The organism is Citrobacter sp. MNAZ 1397, from assembly GCF_023613995.1.
GTDB classification, from domain to species: Bacteria; Pseudomonadota; Gammaproteobacteria; order Enterobacterales; family Enterobacteriaceae; genus Phytobacter; species Phytobacter ursingii.
Map to the genome: position 1 here is coordinate 1 of NZ_JAKIVH010000010.1, position 26,698 is coordinate 26,698.

General features: G+C 54.4%; 26 protein-coding genes. 7 read left to right on the forward strand and 19 right to left on the reverse strand.

Annotated elements, in window-relative coordinates:
- Window positions 1–251 precede the first annotated feature (251 nt).
- The 4 genes from hemG to pepQ are packed head-to-tail and all read right to left on the reverse strand — an operon-like array spanning window position 252 to window position 4,242.
- Window positions 252–794: a menaquinone-dependent protoporphyrinogen IX dehydrogenase gene (hemG, locus tag L2097_RS24390; protein WP_047372264.1), complete on the reverse strand. Its 543-nt coding sequence runs from the start codon at window positions 792–794 to the stop codon at window positions 252–254.
- 11 nt (window positions 795–805) lie between these two features.
- Entirely contained in the window at window positions 806–2,257 is a 1,452-nt protein-coding gene (trkH, locus tag L2097_RS24395) for a Trk system potassium transporter TrkH (protein WP_250353835.1), read from the reverse strand.
- Between the two features lie 39 nt (window positions 2,258–2,296).
- Window positions 2,297–2,911: an IMPACT family protein gene (locus L2097_RS24400; protein ID WP_085006370.1), complete on the reverse strand. Its 615-nt coding sequence runs from the start codon at window positions 2,909–2,911 to the stop codon at window positions 2,297–2,299.
- A complete protein-coding gene (pepQ, locus tag L2097_RS24405) occupies window positions 2,911–4,242 on the reverse strand; it encodes a Xaa-Pro dipeptidase (protein ID WP_047373422.1) in 1,332 nt (443 codons plus the stop codon). The genes L2097_RS24400 and pepQ overlap by 1 nt, the downstream gene beginning before the upstream one ends.
- A gap of 189 nt (window positions 4,243–4,431) precedes the next feature.
- On the opposite strand from pepQ, the gene fadB reads away from it, so the two are divergent.
- The 3 genes from fadB (at window position 4,432) to L2097_RS24420 (ending at window position 8,393) form a co-directional block, all read left to right on the forward strand.
- Entirely contained in the window at window positions 4,432–6,621 is a 2,190-nt protein-coding gene (gene fadB, locus L2097_RS24410) for a fatty acid oxidation complex subunit alpha FadB (protein ID WP_047372267.1), read from the forward strand.
- A 9-nt stretch (window positions 6,622–6,630) separates the two neighbouring features.
- Complete coding sequence (gene fadA, locus L2097_RS24415) at window positions 6,631–7,794, forward strand: acetyl-CoA C-acyltransferase FadA (RefSeq protein ID WP_039077067.1); 1,164 nt, start codon at window positions 6,631–6,633, stop codon at window positions 7,792–7,794.
- A 251-nt stretch (window positions 7,795–8,045) separates the two neighbouring features.
- Window positions 8,046–8,393, forward strand: a complete 348-nt coding sequence (locus L2097_RS24420; protein ID WP_250353836.1) for a hypothetical protein — start codon at window positions 8,046–8,048, stop codon at window positions 8,391–8,393.
- Window positions 8,394–8,436: 43 nt separating this feature from the next.
- On the opposite strand, the gene fre is transcribed toward L2097_RS24420, so the two are convergent.
- Window positions 8,437–9,138 carry an NAD(P)H-flavin reductase gene (gene fre / locus L2097_RS24425; protein WP_039077066.1) on the reverse strand — a complete coding sequence of 234 codons (702 nt, stop codon included), beginning with the start codon at window positions 9,136–9,138 and terminating at the stop codon, window positions 8,437–8,439.
- A 60-nt stretch (window positions 9,139–9,198) separates the two neighbouring features.
- Entirely contained in the window at window positions 9,199–10,692 is a 1,494-nt protein-coding gene (gene ubiD, locus L2097_RS24430; protein ID WP_120785424.1) for a 4-hydroxy-3-polyprenylbenzoate decarboxylase, read from the reverse strand.
- Window positions 10,693–10,862: 170 nt separating this feature from the next.
- Here ubiD and rfaH point away from each other — a divergent pair, with 170 nt between their 5' ends.
- Window positions 10,863–11,351, forward strand: a complete 489-nt coding sequence (gene rfaH, locus L2097_RS24435; RefSeq protein ID WP_047372270.1) for a transcription/translation regulatory transformer protein RfaH — start codon at window positions 10,863–10,865, stop codon at window positions 11,349–11,351.
- Window positions 11,352–11,358: 7 nt separating this feature from the next.
- On the opposite strand, the gene tatD is transcribed toward rfaH, so the two are convergent.
- The 8 genes from tatD to udp form a co-directional block, all read right to left on the reverse strand.
- Window positions 11,359–12,141, reverse strand: coding sequence for a 3'-5' ssDNA/RNA exonuclease TatD (tatD, locus tag L2097_RS24440; protein ID WP_250353837.1), 783 nt, complete (start codon window positions 12,139–12,141; stop codon window positions 11,359–11,361).
- A gap of 41 nt (window positions 12,142–12,182) precedes the next feature.
- A complete protein-coding gene (tatC, locus tag L2097_RS24445) occupies window positions 12,183–12,947 on the reverse strand; it encodes a Sec-independent protein translocase subunit TatC (protein WP_047372272.1) in 765 nt (254 codons plus the stop codon).
- A 2-nt stretch (window positions 12,948–12,949) separates the two neighbouring features.
- On the reverse strand, window positions 12,950–13,474 hold the full coding sequence (tatB, locus tag L2097_RS24450; RefSeq protein ID WP_085006373.1) for a Sec-independent protein translocase protein TatB: 525 nt from the start codon (window positions 13,472–13,474) through the stop codon (window positions 12,950–12,952).
- Between the two features lie 3 nt (window positions 13,475–13,477).
- The gene (gene tatA / locus L2097_RS24455; protein WP_047372274.1) at window positions 13,478–13,732 is read right to left on the reverse strand and encodes a Sec-independent protein translocase subunit TatA; all 255 of its coding nucleotides are present in this window, start codon (window positions 13,730–13,732) and stop codon (window positions 13,478–13,480) included.
- Window positions 13,733–13,807: 75 nt separating this feature from the next.
- Window positions 13,808–15,448 carry a ubiquinone biosynthesis regulatory protein kinase UbiB gene (gene ubiB, locus L2097_RS24460; protein ID WP_047372275.1) on the reverse strand — a complete coding sequence of 547 codons (1,641 nt, stop codon included), beginning with the start codon at window positions 15,446–15,448 and terminating at the stop codon, window positions 13,808–13,810.
- On the reverse strand, window positions 15,445–16,050 hold the full coding sequence (gene ubiJ / locus L2097_RS24465) for a ubiquinone biosynthesis protein UbiJ (RefSeq protein WP_047372276.1): 606 nt from the start codon (window positions 16,048–16,050) through the stop codon (window positions 15,445–15,447). The genes ubiB and ubiJ overlap by 4 nt, the downstream gene beginning before the upstream one ends.
- An 11-nt stretch (window positions 16,051–16,061) precedes the next feature.
- Complete coding sequence (gene ubiE / locus L2097_RS24470; protein ID WP_047372277.1) at window positions 16,062–16,817, reverse strand: bifunctional demethylmenaquinone methyltransferase/2-methoxy-6-polyprenyl-1,4-benzoquinol methylase UbiE; 756 nt, start codon at window positions 16,815–16,817, stop codon at window positions 16,062–16,064.
- Window positions 16,818–17,061: 244 nt separating this feature from the next.
- Window positions 17,062–17,823, reverse strand: a complete 762-nt coding sequence (udp, locus tag L2097_RS24475; RefSeq protein WP_047372278.1) for a uridine phosphorylase — start codon at window positions 17,821–17,823, stop codon at window positions 17,062–17,064.
- Between the two features lie 255 nt (window positions 17,824–18,078).
- Here udp and L2097_RS24480 point away from each other — a divergent pair, with 255 nt between their 5' ends.
- Window positions 18,079–18,891, forward strand: a complete 813-nt coding sequence (locus L2097_RS24480) for a dienelactone hydrolase family protein (RefSeq protein ID WP_250353838.1) — start codon at window positions 18,079–18,081, stop codon at window positions 18,889–18,891.
- 72 nt (window positions 18,892–18,963) lie between these two features.
- Here L2097_RS24480 and L2097_RS24485 read toward each other — a convergent pair whose 3' ends face one another.
- From L2097_RS24485 to L2097_RS24505, 5 genes are read right to left on the reverse strand one after another with little or no spacing between them, the layout of a single operon-like run.
- Complete coding sequence (locus L2097_RS24485) at window positions 18,964–19,515, reverse strand: histidine phosphatase family protein (protein ID WP_047372280.1); 552 nt, start codon at window positions 19,513–19,515, stop codon at window positions 18,964–18,966.
- Window positions 19,506–20,570: an MBL fold metallo-hydrolase gene (locus L2097_RS24490; RefSeq protein WP_250353839.1), complete on the reverse strand. Its 1,065-nt coding sequence runs from the start codon at window positions 20,568–20,570 to the stop codon at window positions 19,506–19,508. The genes L2097_RS24485 and L2097_RS24490 overlap by 10 nt, the downstream gene beginning before the upstream one ends.
- A complete protein-coding gene (locus L2097_RS24495; protein WP_250353840.1) occupies window positions 20,567–21,595 on the reverse strand; it encodes an ABC transporter ATP-binding protein in 1,029 nt (342 codons plus the stop codon). Before L2097_RS24495 ends, L2097_RS24490 begins: the two co-directional genes overlap by 4 nt.
- Window positions 21,583–23,295, reverse strand: coding sequence for an ABC transporter permease (locus L2097_RS24500; RefSeq protein ID WP_250353841.1), 1,713 nt, complete (start codon window positions 23,293–23,295; stop codon window positions 21,583–21,585). Before L2097_RS24500 ends, L2097_RS24495 begins: the two co-directional genes overlap by 13 nt.
- Before the next feature lie 3 nt (window positions 23,296–23,298).
- The gene (locus L2097_RS24505; RefSeq protein ID WP_250353842.1) at window positions 23,299–24,276 is read right to left on the reverse strand and encodes an ABC transporter substrate-binding protein; all 978 of its coding nucleotides are present in this window, start codon (window positions 24,274–24,276) and stop codon (window positions 23,299–23,301) included.
- A 135-nt stretch (window positions 24,277–24,411) separates the two neighbouring features.
- Between L2097_RS24505 and L2097_RS24510 the strand changes: the two genes are divergently transcribed.
- Together L2097_RS24510 and L2097_RS24515 are read left to right on the forward strand one after the other, a co-directional pair.
- Window positions 24,412–25,173, forward strand: a complete 762-nt coding sequence (locus tag L2097_RS24510) for a DeoR/GlpR family DNA-binding transcription regulator (protein WP_250353843.1) — start codon at window positions 24,412–24,414, stop codon at window positions 25,171–25,173.
- A 170-nt stretch (window positions 25,174–25,343) separates the two neighbouring features.
- Entirely contained in the window at window positions 25,344–26,531 is a 1,188-nt protein-coding gene (locus L2097_RS24515) for a lipase family protein (RefSeq protein ID WP_250353844.1), read from the forward strand.
- The last annotated feature ends 167 nt before the right edge of the window (window positions 26,532–26,698 follow it).

The following is a 26,698-nucleotide window of genomic DNA, read 5'->3' on the forward strand; positions in this document are numbered from 1 at the left end:
AGCAGTGCCGCTTCGTTTTTCGCTGCGGCGCGGGGTGTGCATATTACGCTTTCCCGCTGCAGAGTCAAGTATTTATTTTTACTTTTCTCTGCGGGCTTCTCACCGGCATTCACCTGAGAATCCTGCTGACCCGGCGGCTTGCTTGCCGTTGTTCCGTGTCAGTGGAGGCGCATTATAGGGAGTTCTTGTGAAGTGACAAGCATAAAATTCAAAAAAAATATCGTTCGCTCACATTTCATTCATAGCGACGATTAAACCGGCGCCTTGCTGTTTAATTGAGCGATTTTGCGCGCAAATTCCGTCACCTGCTGCCAGTCGGTGTAGACCACTTCCTTACTGGTATCCGTTTCCCCTCCCGTCATTTTCATGATGAGTCGAATCATCAGGCGATCAAACCAGCGATAACGTGGGTAGCGCAGCGCCCCGGCAAACACCACGCACTCATCAGGACGCCATGGTGAACGCAGCAAAAACTTGCGGGTATAGTTGTTGGTCTGTGGAGTACGTTTCTCTGGCTTGCGCGCGACAAGGTTGACGGAGAAGAACGCGCTGGGTAGCGCATTCAGGTTTTTCTGGTACTGCTTTACGAAACTGTCCAGCGCCGGATTGAAATGACCATAACGGATAGACGCGCCGATAATGACGCGCTCATAGGCTGACCAGTCAATCGCCCCAACGCGATTGAGGTTGAGCACATCGGTACTCACCCCCAGTTCGCTTAATTGCGAGGCCAGATAAGCGGCAATCTCGCGCGTTTGTCCATCACGGGTAGAAAACAAAATTAGCGTTTTCATGTATAGCTCCCTTATTCGCGCCAGAAGGTCGGCGTAAACAGTACCAATAAGGTAAAGACCTCAAGACGACCAAACAGCATATTGGCAATCAGGATCCATTTCGCAATTGGGTTCATGCTGGCGAAGTTATCCGCCACTACGCCAAGTCCCGGCCCCAGGTTATTGAGCGTCGCCACGACAGAAGCGAATGCGGAAAAGTCATCCACGCCGGTCGCAATGATCGCCAGCATGCTGACAATAAACACCAGGGCATAGGCGGAGAAAAAGCCCCATACCGCTTCAAGGATACGCTCCGGCAGCGCGCGATTCCCCAGTTTGATGCTATATACCGCATTGGGGTGCACCAGACGTTTTAGCTCACGGTTACCCTGTTTAAATAGCAGCAGTATACGAATGACTTTCAGGCCGCCCCCCGTGGAGCCCGCACAGCCCCCAATAAAGGCTGAGCAGAGCAATAATACCGGCAGGAATAATGGCCAGCGAGAGATACTGTCGGTCGTAAAGCCTGCGGTTGTCGCCATCGACACCACCTGGAAGAAAGCCTGGTTGAGCGTCGTCATCGCCGAACTGTAGACATTATGGAACCACAGCACCACGGTGCAGATCACAACCAGCGTCAGCTGCACGCCAATGAACATACGAAATTCAGGATCGCGCCAGTACACTTTCAAGCTGCGACCGCTGAGTAAAGAGAAGTGCAGACCATAGTTACAGCCGGAGATCAGCAGGAAGATGGCAATAATGGTATTAATCGTCGGGCTATCGAAGTAACCCAAACTGGCATCATGCGTCGAAAAACCGCCAATCGCGATGGTTGAGAAGCTGTGCCCAATCGCATCGAAAGCGGGCATACCGGCAAACCACAACGCCAGCGCACAGGCGATAGTCAGTAATACATAAATGAGCCAGAGCGTCTTCGCCGTTTCGGCAATACGTGGGCGCATTTTATTATCTTTTAAGGGCCCTGGCATTTCAGCGCGATAGAGCTGCATCCCCCCGACGCCCAGAATAGGCAGGATAGCCACCGCCAGCACAATGATTCCCATGCCGCCAAACCACTGCAGCATCTGGCGATAAAAGAGAATTGCGTGAGGCAACGAGTCCAGCCCCACCAGCGTGGTGGCCCCCGTCGTCGTTAAACCGGAGAACGATTCGAAAAAGGCATCCGTTACCGTCAGGTTTGGACTTTCAGAGAAGATAAAGGGCAGCGCCCCCACACTCCCCAGCACGGTCCAGAACAGCACAACGATCAGAAAGCCCTCGCGCGATTTCAGCTCACTCTTTTCACGGCGGTTAGGCCACCACAGCAGGGAGCCTATCGCCAACGCGACAAAGAATGTCTGTGTGAATGCCCTTCCTGCGCCATCACGATAGATAAGTGCAACCAGCCCTGGCAGAATCATCGTCCCGGAAAAGAGAATGATCAGAAGTCCAACAATTCGGGTTATGGCACGAAAATGCATCTCTGCCGCTTCCTTAGGTACGCAAAAATTAGGTGGGGATTATTCTTCAATCTTGTGTAATTGCAACGCACCACGACTGAAATCAGCAAGTTTTGTTGAAAACGCGGCCTGTTCAGATTGGGGAAGCGCCACCCGAAGTCGAACAGACGCCTCGTATTCACTCGCCACAATCTTGCCGGAAAACTGCCCAAGCAATGTTTCAATTCCGGTTAACTGCCCATATTCACACTGCAAAGTATATTCGGTTAATGGCGTCTTGCGCAGCGTCGTCATCTGCGCAAGTGCCTGGCTTACGCCACCACCGTAAGCTTTAACCAGACCGCCAGTTCCCAGCAGCACGCCACCGTAATAACGCACCACCACAGCGGTCACCTCGCCAACTCCGCTCCCCATGAGCTGAGCGAGCATCGGTTTACCTGCCGTGCCCGCCGGTTCACCATCATCAGAGAAACCCAGTTGCTGCGAATCATTCGGCGGCCCGGCTACCCAGGCCACACAGTGGTGCCGCGCATCCGGGTGCTCCGCGCGCACTGACTCGACAAACGCCTTCGCCGCTTCCACACCCTCAGTATGCGCAAGGCAGGTGATAAAACGGCTTTTCTTGATCTCTTCAATGAAGGTGACCGGCGCTGCCGGTATCAGCCAGCTATCCATTACGCCAGTTTCAAATCACGCGTCATGTTTTCGATGCTGTTTTCATGAATAACCACGTTGTCTTCGATACGAATGCCGCCGAACGGTTTAAGCGCCTCGATTTTCTGCCAGTTGAAATGTTTGCTGAACGGGCCTTCACGCCACGGTGCCAGCAGGGATTCGATAAAATAGATCCCCGGTTCAATCGTCAGCACCATACGCGGCTCCAGAATACGGGTGCAGCGCAGGTAAGGATATTTGGACGGCGCCGCCAGATGCGTGCCACTGTCATCCTGCATGAAACCCGCGACATCATGTACCTGTAGACCCAACGGGTGACCAATACCGTGCGGCATAAACGGCCCGGTCAGGTCATTTTCCACCATCGCCTCTTCGCTCATATCATTCACTATTTGATGTTTGCGCAGCAGCTTCGCGATACGTTGGTGGAACTGGAGGTGATACTCGGTGTAGTTAACACCTGCTTTCATCGTGGCGATCAGCGCCAGTTGTTCATCGTTAACGTCTTTCACCAGATGGGCATAGTCGTTATCACTGTGCGCCGCCCAGGTACGCGTCAGGTCTGCGGCATAGCCGTTGTATTCAGCCCCTGCATCCAACAGAAAACTGCGCAGTTCCGCCGGCGCCCGATGATCCAGTTTGGTGTAATGGAGTACAGCAGCATGCTCATTGAGCGCCACGATATTGCTGTAAGGCACATCGGTGTCGCGGTGCCCGGTCGCTGTCAGATAGGCCAGGTTGATATCGAACTCGCTCATCCCGGAACGGAATGCCTCTTCCGCCGCGCGATGGCCCATCACCGCCGTTTTCTGCGCTTCGCGCATACACGCCAGCTCATAATCGGTTTTATAGGCGCGGTAATAGTGCAAGTAATCGATCACCCCCTTCGGGTTGATGTTACTGGCGGCGAAATCCAGTGAAAGCGCACGTTCTGGCACCGGGCCGATATACCCAATATTGCCACGAGCAGCAGGCAACAGGCTGCCAATGCCGTCGGCTTTTGGCAGGGCAATGACGTCAACTTCTTCGGTCCAGAAGGACGTGGGCAGTGGTTCCACGTTGTGCCAGTAATCCACCGGCAAATAAAACCACAGCTTCGGTTTATTTACGCCATCCACCAGCAACCAGCAATTTGGAACCTGTGTCACCGGCACCCAGGCTTTAAACTGCGGATTGACTTTGAAAGGGTACGGATGGTCGTCGAGAAAGACATTGAACAGTTCACCGGAGTGAATTAACAGCGCATCCAGTTTAAAGCGGGCCAGGACGTCCCGGGTACGTTCCTGCAGCGTAACAATATGATTTTTATAAAGCGCAGCCAGTGAGTCCATCATTCTTCCTTCTGTTTTTTTGAGCTCAAGTTTTTGCATCTTAGCACACCTGATCCCGGCAGGGTGATTTCGACTGAGCGTGATCAAACTAGCAATTTCTTAAAGATAAATTTGCAATTTATTAACATAAAAACCACACTCCGCTTCATCTGGTATGACCAGATCCCTTGCTGGATTCAGGAGACTGACATGCTCTACAAAGGCGATACCCTATATCTTAACTGGCTGGAAGATGGCATTGCCGAACTGGTGTTCGATGCCCCCGGGTCGGTGAATAAATTAGACACAGCAACCGTCGCCAGCCTCGGCCAGGCGCTGGATGTGCTGGAGAAACAAGCGGATTTGAAAGGCCTGCTGCTGCGTTCAGAAAAAGCGGCGTTCATTGTCGGTGCCGATATTACCGAATTCCTCTCTCTGTTCCTGGTTCCGGCAGAACAACTGAGTACCTGGCTGCACTTTGCCAACAGCGTGTTCAATCGCCTGGAAGATTTGCCGGTACCGACGATTTCTGCCGTCAACGGCTATGCTCTGGGCGGTGGCTGCGAATGCGTCCTGGCAACTGACTACCGTCTCGCGACGCCGGATCTGCGCATTGGTCTGCCGGAAACAAAGCTGGGCATCATGCCAGGTTTTGGCGGATCCGTCCGAATGCCACGTTTGCTGGGTGCAGACAGTGCGCTGGAAATCATTGCTGCCGGGAAAGATGTCGGTGCCGAAGAGGCGCTGAAAATCGGCCTGGTTGATGGCGTAGTTCAGCCGGAAAAATTAAAAGCGGGTGCGGTGGCGATTTTACGCCAGGCGATTAACGGCGATCTCGACTGGAAAGCCAGGCGCCAGCCGAAGCTGGAGCCGCTGCACTTAAGTAAAATTGAAGCCACCATGAGCTTCACCATTGCCAAAGGCATGGTCGCGCAGACAGCAGGTAAACATTACCCCGCCCCCATAACAGCGGTTAAAACCATTGAAGCGGCTGCTCGCTTTGGTCGTGAAGAAGCCCTGAGGCTTGAAAATCAAAGTTTCGTTCCCCTGGCGCACAGTAAAGAAGCCCGCGCACTGGTTGGTATCTTCCTCAACGATCAGTACGTGAAAGGCAAAGCGAAAAAACTGACCCGTGATGTTGAGACGCCAAAACAGGCCGCCGTGCTGGGTGCCGGGATCATGGGCGGTGGCATCGCTTACCAGTCAGCCTGGAAAGGCGTGCCGGTCATCATGAAAGATATCAATGACAAATCGCTGACGCTGGGTATGAGTGAAGCGGGTAAGCTGCTCAATAAACAGCTTGAGCGCGGCAAGATCGACGGTCTGAAACTGGCAGGCGTGATTTCCACGATTCACCCGACCCTCGACTATGCCGGATTTGAGCGCGTCGACGTCGTGGTTGAAGCGGTTGTTGAAAACCCGAAAGTTAAAAAAGCTGTACTGGCGGAAACCGAAGACAAAGTACGCCCGGATACCGTCCTGGCTTCAAATACCTCCACCATTCCCATTTCCGAGCTGGCAAGCGTACTCAAGCGCCCGGAAAACTTCTGTGGGATGCACTTCTTCAACCCGGTACACCGTATGCCGCTGGTTGAAGTGATTCGCGGAGAAAAAACCTCCGACGCAACCATTGCCAAAGTGGTGGCGTGGGCCAGCAAAATGGGCAAAACGCCGATTGTAGTGAACGACTGCCCCGGTTTCTTCGTCAACCGCGTGCTGTTCCCCTACTTTGCAGGTTTCAGTCAGTTGCTGCGCGACGGCGCGGATTTCCGCAAAGTCGATAAAGTCATGGAGAAAGTTTTTGGCTGGCCGATGGGTCCGGCCTATTTGCTGGATGTGGTCGGTATCGACACGGCACATCACGCTCAGGCCGTCATGGCGGCGGGCTTTCCCCAGCGGATGCAGAAAGATTATCGCGATGCTATCGACGCGCTGTTCGATGCCGGTCGCTTCGGGCAGAAAAATGGTCTTGGCTTCTGGCGCTATAAAGAAGACAGCAAAGGTAAACCGAAGAAAGAAGACGATACCGAGGTGAATGGCCTGCTGGCAGAGGTTAGCCAGCCGAAGCGCGACGTTAGCGACGATGAGATCATCGCCCGCATGATGATCCCGATGGTCAACGAAGTAGTGCGCTGCCTGGAAGAGGGCATTATCGCCAGTCCGGCAGAAGCCGATATGGCGCTGGTCTACGGTCTCGGTTTCCCTCCGTTCCACGGCGGGGCATTCCGCTGGCTCGACACGCTTGGCAGCGCAAAATATCTCGATATGGCGCATCAGTTCCAGCACCTTGGCCCGCTCTATGAAGTCCCGGCCGGGCTGCGCGAGAAAGCGCGCCAGAACGAGGCGTATTATCCCCCGGTTGAACCTGCTCGTCCGGCAGGCGAACTGAAAACGGCTTAAGGAGTCACAATGGAACAGGTTGTCATTGTCGATGCAATTCGCACCCCGATGGGCCGTTCAAAAGGCGGCGCATTTCGCAACGTGCGCGCGGAAGATCTCTCCGCGCACCTGATGCGCAGCCTGCTGGCGCGTAACCCGGCGCTGGACGCCTCTGCGATTGACGATATCTACTGGGGCTGCGTACAGCAGACTCTGGAGCAGGGTTTCAATATTGCCCGCAATGCGTCGCTGCTGGCGGAGATCCCCCATTCGGTTCCGGCAGTCACCGTTAACCGCCTGTGTGGTTCTTCAATGCAGGCGTTACACGATGCTGCCCGCATGATCATGACCGGCGATGCGCAGGTGTGCCTTGTTGGCGGCGTGGAGCATATGGGCCATGTTCCCATGAGCCACGGCGTGGATTTTCATCCGGGCATGAGCCGTAATGTGGCAAAAGCCGCGGGAATGATGGGGCTTACCGCCGAGATGCTCTCACGGATGCACGGCATTAGCCGTGAAATGCAAGACGCATTTGGCGCGCGTTCTCATGCCCGCGCCTGGGCCGCCACGCAGTCCGGGGCATTTAAAAATGAAATCATCCCCACCGGCGGCCATGATGCCGATGGCGTGTTAAAGCAATTTAATTATGACGAAGTTATCCGCCCGGAAACCACCGTTGAGGCGCTCTCGGCCTTAAGACCGGCGTTCGATCCGGTTAGCGGCACGGTGACCGCAGGAACCTCTTCCGCCCTTTCCGACGGCGCATCGGCAATGCTGGTCATGAGTGAAAGCCGTGCCCGCGAGTTGGGTCTGAAACCACGTGCGCGCGTACGCTCCATGGCTGTCGTCGGGTGCGATCCGTCCATTATGGGTTATGGCCCGGTTCCGGCATCGAAACTGGCGCTGAAAAAAGCGGGTCTGACCACCAGCGACATCGACCTGTTCGAGATGAACGAAGCGTTTGCCGCGCAGATCCTGCCATGCATTAAAGATCTGGGGCTAATGGAGCAGATTGACGAGAAGATCAACCTTAACGGCGGCGCGATCGCGCTCGGTCACCCGTTGGGTTGTTCCGGTACGCGTATCAGCACCACCCTGCTCAATCTGATGGAACGCAAAGACGCCCAGTTTGGTCTGGCGACCATGTGCATCGGTCTGGGTCAGGGTATCGCGACGGTATTTGAGCGAGTTTAATCACGATAACGTCCCTGAATAATTCGCGCTGCATCATGGCGGCAACGGAGCACATCCCCGGACACACAGATAACGCTGTGACCGGGGTAAGGTCCGGCCATCCGCCGCCAACAAAAAAAGCAGTGTGAATGATGTCGGGGTAAATTTAGTTGCCGTTTTCCCGCCTGTCAGGGGCGGGCTTTTTATTTCTTATCCTTCACACAATCCCTTACACTCCCCATGGAAATAACACTCCATCAATAAGGGAATACATGATGAATATTATTCTGCCGTTATCCTGCCTGATTGCTCTGGCACCTACGCTCACACTGGCCAATAAAGACGTCAGCCAGGAACAGGTGATGGCGCAACGCTGCCAGACGTTTGGGCTCAACAAGCTCAAGGCCGACGATCAGGGATTATATGCGAAACTACAAACCGCCAGACCGAACGCCAGCACCGCGGTTATTGAGCGTTTCGATGAAAACATCGGTAGCCAGCATGTTGCGACCAGGGTGACGGCAAGCCTCGAAACAAAGCAAGGCACGACAGGAGAGATGATGTGTCTGTTAGAAAACGATAAGCCGCTGTTTGTTTATTTCTATAGCGTGGATGAGTGATTGCTGAACACCACCCCCGGGAAGGGGTGGTTTTCGGAAAGGCTTAAATAAATGCGAATGCGTCGCCAAACAGGCGGTCTTCACGCGCGCCACGTTCATTGCAGAACAGGTCACGGGCGATTTTCGCCATCTCAAAACGCCCGGCAATATAAATATCGTGCTCTGCCAGCGTACCGAAATCCTGCAATACGGCGGTCAGTACGGTTCCGCTGCGGCCACGCCAGTTCTCTTCCGGCTGCTCAACGACCGGCACCACGCGCAGGTTCGGGTGATCAACGGACAGCGCTTCCAGCTCAGACAGATCGTACAGGTGCTTCTCTTCGCGTCCGCCCCAGTAAATGGTGATATCACGGTTTGGGTTTTGCTCAAGCGCCGTCAGCAGAATAGAACGCGCGTAGGAGAAACCGGTCCCCCCGGCAATTAACACCAGCGGACGTTCTTCATCGTCACGCAGCCAGGCGTCACCGTGCGGAAGATCAACCACAATTTCCCGGTCTTTCAGGATGCGGTCCATCACCGCCATGGCGTAGAGATTTAATTCGGATGCGCCAATGTGCAGCTCGATAAAATCATGCTGGCTCGGCGTGGAGGCCAGAGAGAAGGGGCGTTTGTCTCGTTCATCCATCACTACCATTAAGTACTGGCCAGCGCGAAAAGAAAAAGCCGCTTCCGGCACTAAACGGACGCGATATACGGTATCGGTGATGGCGTCTACCGAGGTCACTTTACAGCTTAAGGTTGTCATGCGCTCCCTCTGTCGGGTTCATACTCGTTGTCGTAATGTCTGGCGAAAAACGGTGGCGCGTCAGGCACCTTTACCGTCACTAAAAATGGCCAGCTCATCCCAGATGGCGTCGATACGCGCCGTCACGTCAGGATCTTTCCTGATAGGGCGTCCCCACTCTCGTTCGGTTTCGCCAGGCCATTTATTGGTGGCATCCAGGCCCATTTTTGAGCCAAGTCCGGATACCGGCGAGGCAAAATCCAGGTAATCAATTGGCGTGTTCTCCACCAGTACCGTGTCCCGCGCCGGGTCCATACGGGTGGTGATCGCCCAAATAACATCGTTCCAGTCACGCGCATTGACATCATCGTCACAGACAATCACGAACTTGGTGTACATAAACTGGCGCAAGAACGACCAGACACCCATCATGACGCGTTTTGCATGACCTGCGTACTGTTTCTTGATAGTGACGACCGCAAGGCGATAAGAACAGCCCTCCGGCGGCAGATAAAAATCGACGATTTCCGGGAACTGCTTTTGCAGAATCGGAACGAACACTTCATTGAGTGCCACACCCAACACGGCAGGTTCATCCGGTGGGCGTCCGGTGTAGGTCGAATGGTAAATCGCATCTTCACGCTGAGTAATGTGCGTGACGGTGAAGACCGGGAAGTTATCGACCTCGTTATAGTAACCCGTATGGTCACCATACGGCCCCTCGGGCGCCATCTCTCCAGGCTCAATATAGCCCTCCAGTACTATTTCCGCACTGGCCGGGACTTCTAAATCATTGGAAAGACATTTGACGACTTCGGTTTTGGTGCCGCGCAGTAACCCGGCGAAGGCATATTCCGACAGGGTATCCGGAACAGGCGTCACCGCCCCCAGAATGGTCGCCGGGTCGGCGCCCAGGGCGACAGAGACCGGGAAACGTTCACCCGGATGCGCCGCACACCACTCCTGATAATCAAGTGCGCCGCCGCGATGGGACAACCAACGCATGATCAGCTTATTTTTTCCAATCAGTTGCTGGCGATAAATGCCTAAATTCTGGCGCTCTTTTTGTGGCCCGCGCGTAACGGTTAACCCCCAGGTAATCAGCGGCGCGACATCATCAGGCCAGCACTGCATGATAGGGATTTTGGTGAGATCGACATCGTCGCCCTGCACCACCTTTTGCTGGCAAGGCGCACCGCGCAGCCGTTTAGTCGGCATGTTCAACACTTGTTTAAACTGGGGGAGCTTATCAAAGAGGTCGCGGAAGCCTTTTGGCGGCTCCGGCTCTTTCAGAAAGGCCAGTAATTTTCCCACTTCTCGCAGGGCGCTTACCTCTTCCTGCCCCATACCCAACGCAACCCGACGTGGTGTACCGAATAAATTGCATAGCACCGGCATCGTGTAACCTTTTGGGTTTTCGAACAGTAACGCCGGCCCCCCCGCGCGCAGGGTGCGGTCAGCAATTTCCGTCATCTCCAGATGGGGATCAACCGGTAACGTAATGCGTTTTAATTCGCCCTGCCGTTCAAGCAGCGTCAGAAAATCACGTAGGTCATGGTATTTCATGGGGTTTATAATGGCCTCTTGCTAAGCGCTCTATTATACGGTGTTCATCTTCACGTTGCTGTAATTTTGTTAAATCAAGGTGAAAGAGGACGGTAAGTATTGTCGCCAGTTATAATCAACTTCGCCATCGCCTTAGGCTTTTGGTATGCTTGCTCACCGAACTTTCGGAAAAGAACATTATGCAATCCTGGTATTTACTTTACTGCAAACGAGGCCAGCTCCAGCGCGCCCAGGAACATCTTCAACGCCAGGCGGTAAACTGCCTGACGCCAATGATCTCGCTGGAAAAAATGGTCCGTGGTAAACGTACCATGGTGAGTGAACCGCTATTCCCAAACTATCTGTTTGTCGAGTTCGATCCCGAGGTGATTCACACCACGACGATTAATGCTACCCGTGGCGTTAGCCACTTTGTCCGTTTCGGCGCGAGTCCGGCGCAGGTTCCTTCGACGGTCATTCACCAGCTTTCCCTGTATAAACCCGAAGGGGTTACCGACCCTGAAACGCCGTACCCCGGCGATAGCGTGATCATTACCGAAGGCGCGCTCGAAGGTCTACAGGCTATCTTTAAAGAGCCGGATGGCGAAGCCCGCTCTATGTTGCTGCTTAACCTGTTAAATAAACAGGTACTGCAGAGCATCAAAAACACCGACTTCCGTAAAGTCTGATCCCACGTTAAAGCCGGATGCCAAACAGCGTCTGCACGTTTTGGTTAGTCACGTCGCTAAGCCATTGGGCATCTTCGCCGCGCAACTGAGCGACACAGGCCAGAATATGCCCCAGATGCGCGGGTTCGTTGCGCCTTGATGCCGGTTTCGGCGACAAATCCCGTGGCAGTAAATACGGCGCATCGGTTTCAACAAACAGACGGTCAGCGGGGATATGCGGCACCACGTCGCGCAATTCCAGTCCACGTCGTTCATCACACACCCAGCCGGTAATACCCAGATAGATACCCCGAGCCAGGCACGCCTGCGCTTCGTGTAACGTGCCGGTAAAACAGTGCAGCACCGCGCCGGGCAAGCGAGGAAGCCACGGATCCAGTAGCGTCAGAAAACGATCATGGGCATCGCGGCAGTGTAAAAAAACGGGCATCGCAAATTCTGCCGCCAGCGCCAGCTGCGCGGTAAAAGCCCGTTCCTGCTCTTCGGGGGTAGAGAAATTACGGTTGAAATCGAGCCCACACTCCCCTATTGCCACCACCTCTGGCTGTTCGGCGAGTTGCCGGAGGGTATTTGCCGTTTCCTGTGTCCAGCTACTGCTGTCGTGCGGGTGTACGCCGGCGGTGGACCAACAGCGCGGGTAGTGTTTGGCCAGTTGCTGTGCCTGCAGACTTTCCTGCAGGTTGGTGCCGGTAAGCAGCATGCCGCTGACACCCGCCGCCTGCGCACGGGCCATCACATCATCACGATCTTTGGCAAACTGGGAACTGGTGAGATTCACACCGATATCAAACATACAGCGCTCCAGACAACAACCGCCCTGACGGGCGGCTGAATTTACTCTTCTGTAGTGGTTTCTTCTTCGCCTTCGTCACCCTGACGACGCTTACCCGTGTAGAAGCGCGCGAAAAAGACGCCCACCTCAAACAGACAGTACATGGGTATAGCCAATAGCGTCTGGGAGAAAACATCCGGCGGCGTCAACAGCATGCCCACCACAAATGCCCCTACCAGTACATACGGTCGTTTCTGGCGCAGCGATTGCGGCGTAGTGACGCCCATCCAGCACAACAGCACAATAGCGACGGGCACTTCAAACGCGACGCCAAAGGCCATAAACAGCCCCATGACGAAATTCAAATAGCTCGCAATATCGGTCGAGACAAGTACCCCCTCCGGTGCCGTATGCGTCAGGAAGCCAAACGCCAGCGGGAATACCACAAAGTAGGCGAAGGCCATACCGATATAGAACAGCAGCGAACTGGAAACCAGCAAGGGGATGATCAGACGGCGCTCATGTTTATAGAGCGCCGGCGCCACAAACGCCCACACCTGATAGAGAATGACCGGCGCCGAGAGGATCAGCGACACCATGAAGGTCAATTTGATCGGCGTGAAGAAGGGCGAAGCCACATCGGTTGCGATCATTGTCGCGCCCAGCGGCATCTGTTTAATCAATGGCGCTGAGACTATCTGATAGATGTCATTGGCAAAATAAACCAACGCCAGAAAAATCACGATAACTGCAATGATGCAGTTTAACAGGCGCTTACGTAGCTCAATCAAATGCGTGATGAGCGGTTGAGTATCATCGACAGCCATGTTCAGGATTTATCACTTGAAGAAGGGGTCGCCTCAGAAGCTGTTTTCGCTTCTGCAGCCTGAGTTACCGTTTTTTTCGCCTCGGGCACATCCTGAATATCAGGAACCTGTTCCGGTGCGCTGGCCTGCGCTTCCGCCGTTGCCGGCGTGACGCCTTCGTGCTGCGCTTCGTTGCCTTTCACCACCGGGTTATGGATAGTGTGCGCTTCATCGCTGGCCTTTTCCGGATCGTTGACGGTATAAGAACGTTTCATCGACTCGGCCGCCTGACGCAATTCATCCATTGAAGCCTTCAGTTCCGGCGTCAGGTTTTCCAGGCTGGCTTTCTCAACTTTCTTCAGGCTGTCCTGAAACTCCTGCAGCTTGAGCTCCTGAGTCAGTTCATTTTGCACCGTCGTCGCCAGCGAGCGCAGCGCGCGGATCCAGCCCACAATCGTACGCACCGCAACGGGTAAACGCTGCGGCCCCAGTACGACCAGGCCGATGACGAAGACTAATAACAGTTCGCTAAAACCAATATCAAACACGAATTACACCTGTTCTTTGTCGTGACGCTTTTCATCTTTCTTCGCGTCCTCTTGCTTATCAGCAAGCGATTTAGCAGTGAAATCCGCATCCTCTGCAGATTTGTCTTTGTCTTGCTTGTCATCGTCGCTCATGGCCTTTTTAAAGCCTTTGATCGATGCCCCCAAATCGGAACCGATAGAACCGAGTTTTTTCGTTCCAAACAGCAGCACGACGATAACCGCAATAATCAACAACTGCCAAATACTGATACCACCCATACATAGTCCTCTGTAGGAGATGATGAAAACAAGCCACAGTATACGTTACCGTGCCTCCCAGGGGCGATGTGAAAATCAGCGAGATTTGCGCCAACCGACAATCCAGGCTAACAAACCGATAGCCATTAACCAACCTGGCGAGAAACCCCATTCCGGACGGTTAATCAGCAACAGGGTCCCACTCAACATCAGCGTCGCACCGATGCCAAACAGATAACGGGATTGCCCCTGACGCACATGGTTTGTCTGCAACTCGCTGGCGATCCTGTCAACGCTATGCTGCAATTGCTTACCCTGCCGCAAGCTGTTGTACACCAGTTCAGGAAGTTCTGGCATCTTCTCGATCCAGAAGGGGCCTTTCTCTTTCACCGCTTTCAACAGCGCCGGAATACCCACCTGATCTTTAATCCAGGATTCAAGGAACGGCTTCGCCGTTTTCCATAAATCAAGCTGTGGGTAAAGCTGACGTCCCACACCTTCAATATAAAGCAAGGTCTTTTGCAACAGCACCAGCTGCGGCTGGACTTCCATATTGAAGCGGCGCGCGGTGTTAAACAGGTTCAGCAGCACATGGCCAAACGATATTTCCGCCAGCGGCTTTTCAAAAATCGGTTCGCACACGGTACGAATGGCAAACTCAAAATCTTCAACGTTAGTATCCGGCGGCACCCAACCGGAATCGACATGCAGCTCAGCCACCTTACGGTAGTCACGATTGAAGAAGGCGATAAAGTTTTCCGCAAGATAGCGCTTATCTTCTTTGTTCAGCGACCCGACGATACCGCAGTCGATACCGATATACTGTGGATTTTCCGGGTGTTCAAAGCTGACAAAAATATTGCCAGGATGCATATCTGCATGGAAGAAACTGTCGCGGAAGACCTGGGTGAAGAACACCTGAACGCCTCGTTCAGCCAACAATTTCATGTTGGTACCGTTTTTCTCCAGTGCCGCCACATCGGAAACCGGAATGCCGTAGATGCGCTCCATCACCATCATGTTCTGACTACAGTAGTCCGGATACACTTCGGGGATATAGAGCATCGGGCTATCGTCGAAATTACGTCGCAGCTGGATAGCGTTCGCCGACTCACGAAGCAAATCGAGTTCGTCAATCAACGTTTTTTCGTACTCGCGCACCACTTCTTGCGGACGCAGACGCCGCCCGTCAGGCAGCAAGCGCGGCACCCAGCCGGCCAGACGGTAAATCAATTTTAAGTCCGCTTTGATAATCGGCAGAATGTCCGGGCGGATAACTTTAATGACCACCTCTTTGCCGTTCTCTTTCAACCGCGCGGTATGAACCTGAGCAATGGAGGCAGACGCCAGCGGTTCAATCTCAAAATCATCAAACCATGCATCCACAGGCAGACCGCCCATCGCTTTTTCAATCTGTTGTTTAGCAAGTACGCCATCGAAAGGAGCCACTTTGTCCTGCAACATGGCCAGTTGATCGGCAATGTGCGGCGGAAAGAGATCGCGTCGGGTAGAGAGCATTTGCCCGAATTTAATCCATACCGGACCTAACTCCTGTAACGCCAGGCGTAAGCGTACCCCAAGCGCTTTCTCTTTATGCCGGTTGGGCATCCAGAATAGCGTGCGCCGCCAGAGTCGCAGCGGCAACGTAATGCGCATGACGGGGATAAGCTCATCAAGGCCGTAACTCAAAAAGGTCTGGATGATGAAATAGAGGCGCCGTATTTCTCCTGGCGTCATTTGCCCTCCAGTTTATCCAGGCGTTGACTAAATGCGTCAACCGCACGTTCCATTGCGGCCGTTTCTTCCGCAAACCAGGCCACTTCCAGTGCCCCTGGAGCCAGACGCCATTCTTCGGTAAGCACTTCTGCCACATAGCGCTGCTGACGCTCAAAGACGTGGCGCGCCAGAAACACGCCATTACGCAGCGCCTTGCCAATCCCCTCAGCAGCAACATCGCCGGTATAAGGGGCCAGCAGTTCCGCGACATCGAATTCGGCCAGATCCATGAGCGCAACAAGATTTTGCACCACCTGGATATCGCCCTGTACTTCCAGCTCGCCCGAGCGAATCAGCGCAGTTAACTGTTTTCTGTCGCGCAGCCCAGGCAAAACGCGAAGCTGGGTCATCACCGTACAGTCCGCCTCGCCTTCCCATTCGCCCAGCACATCGACCTGGCGTTCACTAAAGGCCAGCACCAGTGGCGAAGCAAACTCTTTTAGCGCAATGCGCAACACTTTTCCCTGTAACCGCTGACGGGCAGGTTTAAGCGCCCGCTCGCGATAAAAAAAGGTATTCAGCATACGCTCAACACCCGCAGTCACCAGTGGCTTAAAAGGCATGTGAACTCCTGTCAGAACTTGTAGCCACGATGCAGCGCAACAATGCCTGCGGTCATGTTGTAGTAATCGACGTTTTCAAAACCCGCGCTCTGCATCATCGCTTTCAGGGTTTCCTGATCCGGATGCATGCGGATGGATTCCGCCAGATAGCGGTAACTTTCCGCATCGCTGGCGACCAGTTGCCCGATGCGCGGCAGCACGTGGAAAGAGTAGGCGTCATATACCTTGCTCAGTGGTTCAATGATCGGTTTGGAAAACTCCAGCACCAGCAGGCGTCCACCCGGTTTAAGCACGCGGTACATGGAACGCAGAGCGCTCTCTTTTTCGGTGACGTTACGCAGACCAAAAGAGATGGTGATGCAGTCAAAGGTGTTATCCGGGAACGGCAGCGCTTCGGCATTCGCCTGGACATATTCGACGTTGCCGATAACACCAATATTGCGCAGTTTTTCGCGGCCCATTTTGAGCATGGACTCGTTAATGTCTGCCAGCACAACCTGACCTGTTTCGCCGACCAGACGAGAGAATTTAGCCGTCAGGTCGCCGGTTCCGCCGGCCAAATCGAGAACTTTTTGCCCGCGACGCACGCCGCTACAGTCGATCGTAAAACGTTTCCACAAACGGTGAATGCCCATCGACATTAAGTCGTTCATGACATCGTATTTTGCGGCAACCGAGTGGAACACATGCGCCACCATCTCGGCTTTCTGATCTTTGGCGACGGTCTGAAAACCAAAGTGCGTCGTCTCTTTTGAATCTTCCGCCATCTTAGTGCCTGCTATTGAAGAAAATGTTCGTGAAGTGTAACAGATTGGGCGAGATTGCCCTACGTTTCAACCCTCCGCTGAACAGTTCATTAAGCCCGTGTTCGGAAAGCGTCGAGGTCGAATCGGTTGTTTTTATTGTGAACCGCAAGCGTGGCAGGTGGGCGAAATACGGATTAATCCCGCCCCGGGAAACAACAGATAAGCAAAAGGCCGGACATGCCGGCCTTTATACGAAAGGAAACAATTACAGCAGACGGCGCGCGGCTTCCACTACAATTTTCACCGCATGGCTTTCCGTTTGCTTCATGGTCTCAGCGTTTGGAATTTCCTGCTGGGTACGGTTAACGATAACGCCCGCTACCATCCCGGCGCGTAGGCCCTGGCTTGCGCACATGGTCAGCAAGGTTGCGGATTCCATTTCGTAGTTCATCACGCCCATGGACTGCCACTCTTCCATAGACCCCTTGAAACGGCTTACCACACGGCCGGAGAAGGTGTCATAACGTTCCTGGCCTGGGTAGAAAGTATCGGATGAGGCGGTCACGCCGATATGGGTGGTTGCCCCAACCTCTTTCGCCGCCGCCACCAGCGCGGTGGTGCACTCGAAGTCAGCCACAGCCGGGTATTCCATCGGCGCAAAATGCAGGCTTGCGCCGTCCAGACGTACGGACGCGGTCGTCACCAGTACATCACCAACGTTAATGTTTGGCTGAATAGCACCTGTCGTACCGACGCGCAGGAAGGTGCGGATACCCAGTTGGGCCAGTTCTTCCACAGCGATAGAGGTCGACGGGCCGCCGATACCGGTGGAGCAGACAATGACAGCTTTGCCATCCAGTTCTGCGCGCCAGGAGGTGAACTCGCGGTGAGATGCCAGCTTAACCGGCTTATCCATCAGCGCGGCGATCTTTTCCACACGCTCTGGATCGCCCGGAACGATAGCAAGCGTAGCCCCTTGTAAATCGTTCTTGGTGAGGCCGAGATGAAAAACATCAGACTTGGACATAAAAACTCCTCTGTGATCAGGGTTAGTCAGAAGAAGCAAAACGGTACTTTACAGAAGGCATGCGCGCAATTTCGTGACTGAGATCTCCATGATGTAATTTGTTTGCATAACATTTCCATAAAATAGTGATATCAATCACACTAACACATTCAGCCGCCTCGCCCTGCTCCAAAGATAGCCTTTTTCGCACAGGATGATTTGCGTTCTGTCGGACTATAGTTAATGGAGCGCTAAATAAAGGGTATGGAGAAAGCCATGACAACAAATACATTACCGGGCTTCGCACCGGCGGCATCACCTCACGCGTCCACTACACTGCACACTCCGGAAGACGCCATCATCGCTGGCGAAACCACGATCCCAAGCCAGGGCGACAGCATGCCGGCGTATCACGCACGACCAAAAGACGCCAGTGGCCCTTTGCCAGTGGTACTGGTGATTCAGGAAATCTTTGGCGTACATGAACATATTCGCGATCTTTGTCGCCGCCTTGCCCTCGAAGGGTATCTGGCCGTGGCGCCGGAACTCTATTTTCGTCAGGGCGATCCGAATGATTTCGCCGATATTCAGACCCTCTTTGATGGACTGGTCATGAAAGTGCCCGATGCGCAGGTACTGGCCGATCTCGATCATGTTGCCAACTGGGCGGCACGTAACGGTGGTGATGCCCATCGCCTGCTGGCGACCGGTTTTTGCTGGGGAGGACGGATTGCCTGGCTGTACGCGGCGCATAACCCGCAACTGAAAGCGGCGGTCGCCTGGTATGGAAAACTGGTGGGACAAAAATCATTGAATTCACCGAAACATCCGGTGGATATCGCCACAGACCTTAATGCACCGGTACTTGGTCTGTATGGCGCACAGGATACAGGGATCCCTCTGGAAACTGTCGACACCATGCGTCAGGCGTTACGCGCCGCCAACGCACACGCCGAGATCGTAGTTTACCCTGACGCCGGGCATGCGTTTAACGCCGATTATCGTCCCAGCTACCATGAAGAATCGGCCAAAGATGGCTGGCGCCGGATGCTGGACTGGTTCGCCCAGTATGGCGGCGTCGCACGCTAATACTGCCCATGCGGCGCGACGCAGGAGAATATGACCTGTGTTGCCCGCAGCACTTCTTACATCTCGTGCCGCTTAACCACGTTCCGCCAGCGGCATGATCTGCCACTCTTGCGGCGTTTCGCCAGGCGAGATCCACATAGGCACCGCGTTGCCCACCCGATCGCCATAAGGCGTGCCGAAGGCGTGGTAACGGATCACACGGTAAACACCAGAATGCGCCACAATCAACGGCGTATCGTATTGTTCCAGCAGGCTATTAAGCGCATCCGTCACGCGGGTGCAGAACGTCTCCCAGCTTTCGCCGCCAGGCGGCGTGTTTTCATAGGGGGTTAACTCGGCCAGCGGACGGTTTTCCAGCTCGCCCCAGTCACGCTCACATAAATCCGGCATAACAACATGGGCCGCGCCAGGCAGCGCCAGTTCGAGGGTACGCTGAGCCCGCTTGAGCGAACTCACCGCCACCCCATTCCAGTCATAGCGGCCCAGAATGGGTGCAGCGGAACGTGCCTGCTGCTCCCCTTCGTCGGTCAGCGGCACATCCGTGCTCCCGCCAATCACTTTATCGCGGTTAAGCGGCGTCTCGCCGTGACGAACAAAAACAAAGGGTTTGCATATCAGTGGCATAAATCCACCCTCAACATATTCTGCGTAACGATGTGACATCCAGGCGCGAACTGCCAGTCCTGGATGTCCTCTACATGAGTAAACATCGGCACCAGCCTGCTGCACTTTAGCATCGACACTAACAACATTAAGGTTTTGAGAGTTGGATGCACATTCCAGCGACAAAAATCCACTTCCCCGGCCAGCCATTGTTGATGGTTAAGGCGATTCATATGACCCGTAAACAACGTGCGGTGATGGAAATCTTTGCGTCGACGCAGTTCCCCCGCCATCCCACTTTGCCCATCAGGATCCGCTGCCAGGATCAGCGATGACTGAGCGGAAAAGGCCGGAAGCGTGCGTAAAAGCTGTTGCAGCTCAGCCTCCACATCCTGGTGCAAACTGCCGTCATTATGCGCCGCCATTTGCCTGAGCATCTCCTGGCAAGGCGCATCAAGCGCGATGTCGGTACGTCCCTCACGCGCTAATAGCAGCGCCAGTTCCACCGCCCGGCCCGACGGCGGCACCGGACACAGCGCAGGAAGCGTCAAGCGAGCGCGCAATTTATCCCACTGCTGGCGTTGCGAAACGTTATAGAGCCCGTATGACGCATCCACCAGCGCAAGCCCGGCAGGCGGGGGGACATCAAAGCGAAATAATGCCGACTCCATACTGATATCGCCGCTATAAAACAGGCCATCGGCCACATCCAGATGAAACCACACCCCACCCCAGGCGTGTCCGCAACTGCCCGTCGTCACCGTAATGTCGCCCAACTGGAATTGCCCACGCACCGCAATCGGGTGGACGTTACGCCCTGCGGGTAAAGATTGCGCCGTGGTCTGCGTACAATAGACCGGGATGTGCGGCGCAAGACGATGCAGGCCGCCGATATGATCAACATGATCGTGACTTAGCAGGATCGCATCGATCTTTTCCGGTACAGGCCAGAGTTCCGCATGCGGATCCAGCGCGCCGCCTGCATCGAGCAAAATACGTTGCCGGGGCGTGGAAACCAGAATCGCTGCGGGGGCTTTATGTCCCGCCCCGCTGATAATCTCAATTTGTACCGTCACGCCGCCTCCAGGCACCATCCCTGCATCAGACGCACACGAGTGCTCTGCTGTTCACGCAATGGCAAAGAATGGAAAGCACTTAAGTGCTGTCCGTCCGGCAGACGCAGCTCCAGCAGATAGCGTTCCCCCTGGAAAATACAGCTTTCCACCATTGCCGGCAGCCCGTTATCCCCCACCATGACATGTTCCGGACGAACCAGTACCTGCTGGCGCGGTTGGGTATTTTCGGGCGCGAGACCTTCATGCAGTTGCTGACTCTCTAACTGCGATGCCGGATGCCGGGCCGCCAGCGACAGAATGCTGCCTTTGCCGATAAACCTTGCCACCCAGGCATTTTGCGGATGCTGATACAGCGTCTGCGGCGCGCCCCACTGCATTAATTCCCCCTGATGCATCACTGCAATGTGGCTGGCCAGCGCCATTGCCTCAGCCTGATCGTGCGTGACATAGACGAATGTCGCCCCGGTACGACGGTGAAATTCGCGAAACGTCTGTTCCATGGTGGCGCGCAGATGGCGATCGAGATTCGCCAGCGGTTCATCCAGCAATACCACTTCCGGCTCCGACACCAGGCAGCGGGCCAGCGCCACGCGCTGGCGTTGACCGCCGCTGAGCGCCTGCGGCGAGCGCCCGGCATACGCGCCCAGCTCCACCACATCCAGCGCTTCCATCACCTGCTTCTGGCGCGCAGCGCCATTCACTTTGCGCAATTTCAGCGGATAACCGACGTTTTCTGCCACGGTCATATGCGGCCAGAGGGCATAAGACTGAAACACCATCCCCATATCACGGGTCTCCGGTGGCATATGCACCCGCGCATCCGCCAGCAGGCGATCCCCCAGCAACAAACGCCCGGAAGAGAGGTGTTCAAGTCCGGCAAGGATGCGCAGCGTAGTGGTTTTGCCACAGCCGCTCGGCCCCAGCAGCGCGGTGAACGCCCCTTCGGGAATGGTCAGATTCAGATCCCGCACCACGGCCTGTTCACCAAACACCTTGTTCAGCCGTTCCAGTATTAGCTCTGCCACGGGATAACTCCTTTGGGTAAATATTTGCCGAGAGTACTCAGCAGCAACATGACGCAGGCCACCAACCCCACGACTAACACAGAGATCGCCGAGGCCAACACTTTGTTACCGCTTTCGTCGAGATTAAAAATCACTACGCCGAGCGTCTCTTTACCCGCGCTCCACAGCAGCGCGGAGACAGTCAGCTCATTGACGGCGGTCAGAAAGACCAGCAGCGCCCCGGCAAATGCGGCGGGAGCTAGCAGCGGCAGCACAATATGACGCAGGCGCTGAGAGAAGTTAGCGCCTGCCAGACTGGCCGCCTCTTCCATCGCCGGGTCGAGCTGCAGCATGCTGTTATGCACCGGCTTTAAGCAGACCGTCAGGAAACGGGCAAGATAGGCGAGGAAAATGATAGTCAGCGTGCCACTCAGGCTGATCCCCACCAGCGGCAGCGGGCGGGCAAAAAGTAAAATAAAGGCAATCGCCAGCACCACCCCCGGCAGGGTGTAAGGAATATCGATAACGTTATACAACCATCGCAGCGGACGACTGGGAAAACGCACCAGTAGCCAGGCCAGCGGCAGGCACAGCAGCAGCAGAACCAGTGAGGCGCTCACGGAAAGCGTGATGCTGTTGGTGAGCGCACGCCAGGTGGCGCTCTGGTTATCAAACATCGCTCGCCAGGCGGCAAAGGTCAGCGTATCGGCATTCAGCGGCACGCCCAGCGTCGGCACTAGCGATGTCGCAATCAGCGCCAGCAGCGGTGCCAGCAGAATGGCGCACAGCACCATGCCCAGCAGCACTTCGGTCGCCAGTCGCCATTTGCCTAGCTGAAAGCTCAGTGCCCGCCCGGCCATTCCGATAAGCGGCAGCGCATGGCGACGTTGCATCACTCCCTGTAAAGTCACGATGCCGATGGCGAGAACACCCATCAGCACGGACAGGGCCGCGACGTCGTTTAACATCGACGGACCAAAGCTGGAGAGCGTCTGGTAAATCTGAATCGGCAAAACAAAATAGGAAATGGGTATCCCGAGCATGGCGGGAATACCGAAGTTACCCAGTGCGGAGACAAACGCAATTGCCGCGCCGGCCCACAGCGCAGTGCGGCACAGCGGCAACACGATATCGATAAAGACCCGCCACAACGACGCGCCATTCAGACGCGCGGCTTCAATTTGCTCCTTTGGCAGGCACTGTAGCTGCGTGCGCAGCGCCAGAAACACCAGCGGCGCATGCTGGATACCCAACAACAGCGCGATCCCTTCCGGCGAGTAAAGGGGATTGGTACTGCCGAACCCTGGCGCAAGCCCGATACTGTTGAGCAAAATGCTGCTGGGGCCAAACAATTGTAACCAGCTCAGGGCAGTGACCTGCGGAGGGATCATCATCGGCAACATGAACAGGAAGACCCAAATCTGCTTACCGCGAATATTGGTCAGGGCCAGGCAAAAGGCGAAAAAACTGCCCAACAACAGCGACAGTATCGTGCCCAGGCCGCTGGTATACAGGCTGTTATAGAGCGCAACCCAGGTGGATTCATTGCTCAACACGCGCCACAGGCTACTGTTGCTGCCTTGTTGCCAGTCAAAGAGCGCGGAAATAAGCAGTCGCAGGCTGGGCAGCAGGCTCAGCAAGGCGATCAGTGCGAGTAAAAGCCATAGCAGCCCTTTCGGCGGGCTGCTGGCGGCGGGTTGACGCAGTGTCATATCTGCCATGACTTAGCGGTTTCCGAACAGATCAGCAAAGCGCTTTTTGTTGGCTTCGGTATCAGCCAGCGCTTTTGCCGGGTCGTATGGCATCAGTTTAATGGTGTCACGCGCCGGGAAACCCTGCGGTACTGGCAAGCTGGCGTCCGCGGTCAGGTAGCCCTGTTTGAGCACCAGCTTCTGTCCGTCTGCGGAGAGAACAAAATCAATGAAGGCTTTCGCACCCTCAGGGTTTTTCGCCCCTTTCATCATGGCGACCGGTTCGGTCACGATACTGACGCCCTCTTTCGGGAAGACAAACTCAATCGGTGCGCCTTTGGCTTTCTCGCGGATCGCCATGTAATCCACCAGTACGCCGTAGGCTTTGCTGCCGGAGGTAATAGCGCTCATCACGCCGCCATTACCGCTCTGCGGCATCGCGCCGTTTTCTTTCAGTTTCTCGTAATACTGCCAGCCTAGCTGCGGGTCATTCATTAACGTCGCCATATGGATCTGCGCGGCGCCGGAATAGAGCGGGCTTGGCAACGTAGTCATGTTTTTCAGCTCAGGCTTGAGCAGATCCTGCCAGGATTCCGGCTTTACCGGGGCTTTGCTGTGATAGGCAATGCCCGTGGTGATAAGTTTCGTTCCGTAGTAGTAACCGTCTTTATCGTAGAGCTGCGCATCGTAGCGGCTGGCCTGCGGTGATTTGTAAGCCGCCAGCAGATTTTGCTGTTTCAGGGACTCCATCGACACGCTGTCGGCAATGAGTAAGACATCCGGGCTGGCGCCGCCAGCGGAAATTTCAGCCTGCATACGGGCAATCAGCTTTGCGGTTCCATCGCGAATCCATTTTACTTCGACATCCGGGTGCGCCTGTTCAAACGCGCTCACCGTCATTTGCGCATCTTCGGTTGGCTGGCTGGTGTAGAGCGTCAGAGTGGATTTCGCGAAAGCAGTACCACTCATGAAAGCCAGCAAAGCCGCTGCCAGCGCAATTTTCTTACTCATGGTTTCGTCCCCTTGGTTTTCGTTGTGACGATTAAAACAAGGGAATCTGACAGAAATATGACCCGTTTTTTTCGTAGTAATAATTTCATATTCGCCGGATAGCATGAGCGCAAATCCCCTCAGCCGGACGCAAATATGACTCCTGAAGCACGTCGCAGCGCGATTGTCGCCATCGTGACAGAGCACGGTGAGAGCAGCATTGAACAACTGGCGCACTATTTCGGCGTCTCGCTGCAAACGGTGCGCAGCGATTTGCGTGAACTCACCGCGCAAGGGCTGTTATTACGCCGTCATGGCATGGTCGCCCCTTTCGCCCGCGAAAATATCGGTTATCAGCAGCGCGAGATCGTCAACGTCATCGGTAAGCGCTGGATTGGCGAGCGAGTCGCGCAGCTGCTCAGCGAGGCGCAAAGCTGCTTTCTTGGAACCGGCACCACCGTGGAAATGGTGGCGCGCGCCCTGCCGGACGATATCCATCTGGCGGTGTGTACCAATAATCTGCACGCCGCCACGCCGCTCAGCCTGCTCCCTGGCTGCGAACTGACCGTCGCGGGTGGCCGCGTGCGTAAGCGCGATCTGGATGTGATTGGCAGCGACGCCCTGACCTTCTTTCGCCGCTATCGCGTGGATATCGGCGTGGTGTCCGTCGGCGGCATTGGTGAAGAAGGCGAGTTGTACGATTTCAATGACGAAGAGGTGGTGGCGCGCCAGGCGCTGGTCGCCAGTGCAGAAGTCAATGTCCTGGTGGTCGACAGCACCAAGTTTGGCCGCCGGGCGATGTGCCGCAACGGTGATATCGGCGATTTCCATTATGTGGTGAGCGACAGAGCCCCTACCGGCCCCCAAAGCGACCTGCTGGCACAGCGCCGCACGCAATGGCTGTGTCGGGAAGAATAAAATAGCATATTCAATGTACGTACCCTGAAAATAAAGAGATCACATAATTCGTGATCTCTGTGGGTCGTAAATCAAATCAATTGCATATATAAAACACATCTCAGCCAATCATTAAATAACGTCAGGATGACGTTTACTCTCATCACGTCAATACGATTAAAGGATTAATAATGCCCACCTATACCGTAAGCACCCAAATTCGTTCTAACGTCAAACCTGATGATATTCTTTATGACCTATTAATTTATCGAATGGATTCACAGCGTAATAAACATATTATTGTCGAGGTGACACAACAACAAATACTGAGTAATTATGAAACACAACGACATATTACTCAGGAAACTGCCGATCCGCTCTCAACGATGTATATCATGGAAGTCACCCTTTACCGAAAACGTATGCTGGGTGCATCGCGGGTTCACGACACGCCTTTTACCAAAATGTATTCCTTAGGGGAATTTGGTTCCGGGCGTGCATGGTCTGCAATTAAACGCGAGAATCCGTGTTTTTTCGTGACAACAGGACAAACGCGCCTGGTAAAATCCGGTGAGGAAAACATACAGGTCGTTAAGATATCAAGGCCCGAACGTCCCTTTATTGCTAAGGAGTATCCTATTGGCCATGACCTCGATCCCTTCGAACGCAGTACCATTCAAGAGCAGATAACCACGAGATTCAATCAGCTGGATTATCCAGATCAGGGCGATAGCAGCTTATGCGGCCCAGCCGCTTTTTTCTACTGCCTGCAAATGGACAGACCCGATGTCTACGCGCAGGCAGCACGTGAACTCTGGTGCTGGGGTAAAACCAAAATTGGCGAGTTGGAAATTGTGCCGGGAGAGGGGTGTAGACATCCATCAGGGGCATTTTACAATCACACCTTGCCCCCAAGAGCCACTATTTCTGGTATCGACTGGATAACCCTCGCCAGCCTCAGAGATTCGGAAAATACGGTGCTCAGCTACGACGCCGTCGATTGCCCTGCCGCCGGGGTCACCATGTGGCAGACCCTGACAGAGTGGTTCCAGAAGGCGGGCTATGAACTTGTATTCTGCAATGCAGGCATCACGCGGGGTAGCGTGGAAGACATTCGTCTCTTTAATGATTACGTCAACAGAGGGTACAAAGTCGTTACGCTTGTCGCCGGAGGATTGCTAGAAGGTAACGATTCAATTTTCACTGTGCCAAATCACTGGATCGTTTGGGATGGTATGTTAACGGAAGATGTTCATAGAAATCTCGATCTGAAGCTTTTTTCATGGGGTGAAATAGACAATTTAGTTAAACAAGATCAAGGTATTAAATTTTTTCAGAACAGATTTTTTGGGGGGTTGGTTTTCAAACCATTAATATGAAAACATTTAAGATGCTACTAATTGTTATCATTTTTACATGTACGGCATGTACCCCACATATAAGATTTCTACCTGAAAAGTCCGTACTCAATGATGCCGTATTACATCAACCCTATTCAGCCAAAATCAATATTATTGGCAGACCCGTCATCAGCAAGAGTTTTGGT

Excerpts from the sequence above, each read along its gene's own strand:
- hemG (WP_047372264.1), bottom strand. The coding sequence starts at position 794 with ATGAAAACGCTAATTTTGTTTTCTACCCGTGATGGACAAACGCGCGAG.
- trkH (WP_250353835.1), bottom strand. The coding sequence starts at position 2,257 with ATGCATTTTCGTGCCATAACCCGAATTGTTGGACTTCTGATCATTCTC.
- L2097_RS24400 (WP_085006370.1), bottom strand. The coding sequence starts at position 2,911 with ATGGATAGCTGGCTGATACCGGCAGCGCCGGTCACCTTCATTGAAGAG.
- pepQ (WP_047373422.1), bottom strand. The coding sequence starts at position 4,242 with ATGGACTCACTGGCTGCGCTTTATAAAAATCATATTGTTACGCTGCAG.
- fadB (WP_047372267.1), top strand. The coding sequence starts at position 4,432 with ATGCTCTACAAAGGCGATACCCTATATCTTAACTGGCTGGAAGATGGC.
- fadA (WP_039077067.1), top strand. The coding sequence starts at position 6,631 with ATGGAACAGGTTGTCATTGTCGATGCAATTCGCACCCCGATGGGCCGT.
- L2097_RS24420 (WP_250353836.1), top strand. The coding sequence starts at position 8,046 with ATGATGAATATTATTCTGCCGTTATCCTGCCTGATTGCTCTGGCACCT.
- fre (WP_039077066.1), bottom strand. The coding sequence starts at position 9,138 with ATGACAACCTTAAGCTGTAAAGTGACCTCGGTAGACGCCATCACCGAT.
- rfaH (WP_047372270.1), top strand. The coding sequence starts at position 10,863 with ATGCAATCCTGGTATTTACTTTACTGCAAACGAGGCCAGCTCCAGCGC.
- tatD (WP_250353837.1), bottom strand. The coding sequence starts at position 12,141 with ATGTTTGATATCGGTGTGAATCTCACCAGTTCCCAGTTTGCCAAAGAT.
- tatC (WP_047372272.1), bottom strand. The coding sequence starts at position 12,947 with ATGGCTGTCGATGATACTCAACCGCTCATCACGCATTTGATTGAGCTA.
- tatA (WP_047372274.1), bottom strand. The coding sequence starts at position 13,732 with ATGGGTGGTATCAGTATTTGGCAGTTGTTGATTATTGCGGTTATCGTC.
- ubiB (WP_047372275.1), bottom strand. The coding sequence starts at position 15,448 with ATGACGCCAGGAGAAATACGGCGCCTCTATTTCATCATCCAGACCTTT.
- ubiJ (WP_047372276.1), bottom strand. The coding sequence starts at position 16,050 with ATGCCTTTTAAGCCACTGGTGACTGCGGGTGTTGAGCGTATGCTGAAT.
- ubiE (WP_047372277.1), bottom strand. The coding sequence starts at position 16,817 with ATGGCGGAAGATTCAAAAGAGACGACGCACTTTGGTTTTCAGACCGTC.
- udp (WP_047372278.1), bottom strand. The coding sequence starts at position 17,823 with ATGTCCAAGTCTGATGTTTTTCATCTCGGCCTCACCAAGAACGATTTA.
- L2097_RS24480 (WP_250353838.1), top strand. The coding sequence starts at position 18,079 with ATGACAACAAATACATTACCGGGCTTCGCACCGGCGGCATCACCTCAC.
- L2097_RS24485 (WP_047372280.1), bottom strand. The coding sequence starts at position 19,515 with ATGCCACTGATATGCAAACCCTTTGTTTTTGTTCGTCACGGCGAGACG.
- L2097_RS24500 (WP_250353841.1), bottom strand. The coding sequence starts at position 23,295 with ATGGCAGATATGACACTGCGTCAACCCGCCGCCAGCAGCCCGCCGAAA.
- L2097_RS24505 (WP_250353842.1), bottom strand. The coding sequence starts at position 24,276 with ATGAGTAAGAAAATTGCGCTGGCAGCGGCTTTGCTGGCTTTCATGAGT.
- L2097_RS24510 (WP_250353843.1), top strand. The coding sequence starts at position 24,412 with ATGACTCCTGAAGCACGTCGCAGCGCGATTGTCGCCATCGTGACAGAG.
- L2097_RS24515 (WP_250353844.1), top strand. The coding sequence starts at position 25,344 with ATGCCCACCTATACCGTAAGCACCCAAATTCGTTCTAACGTCAAACCT.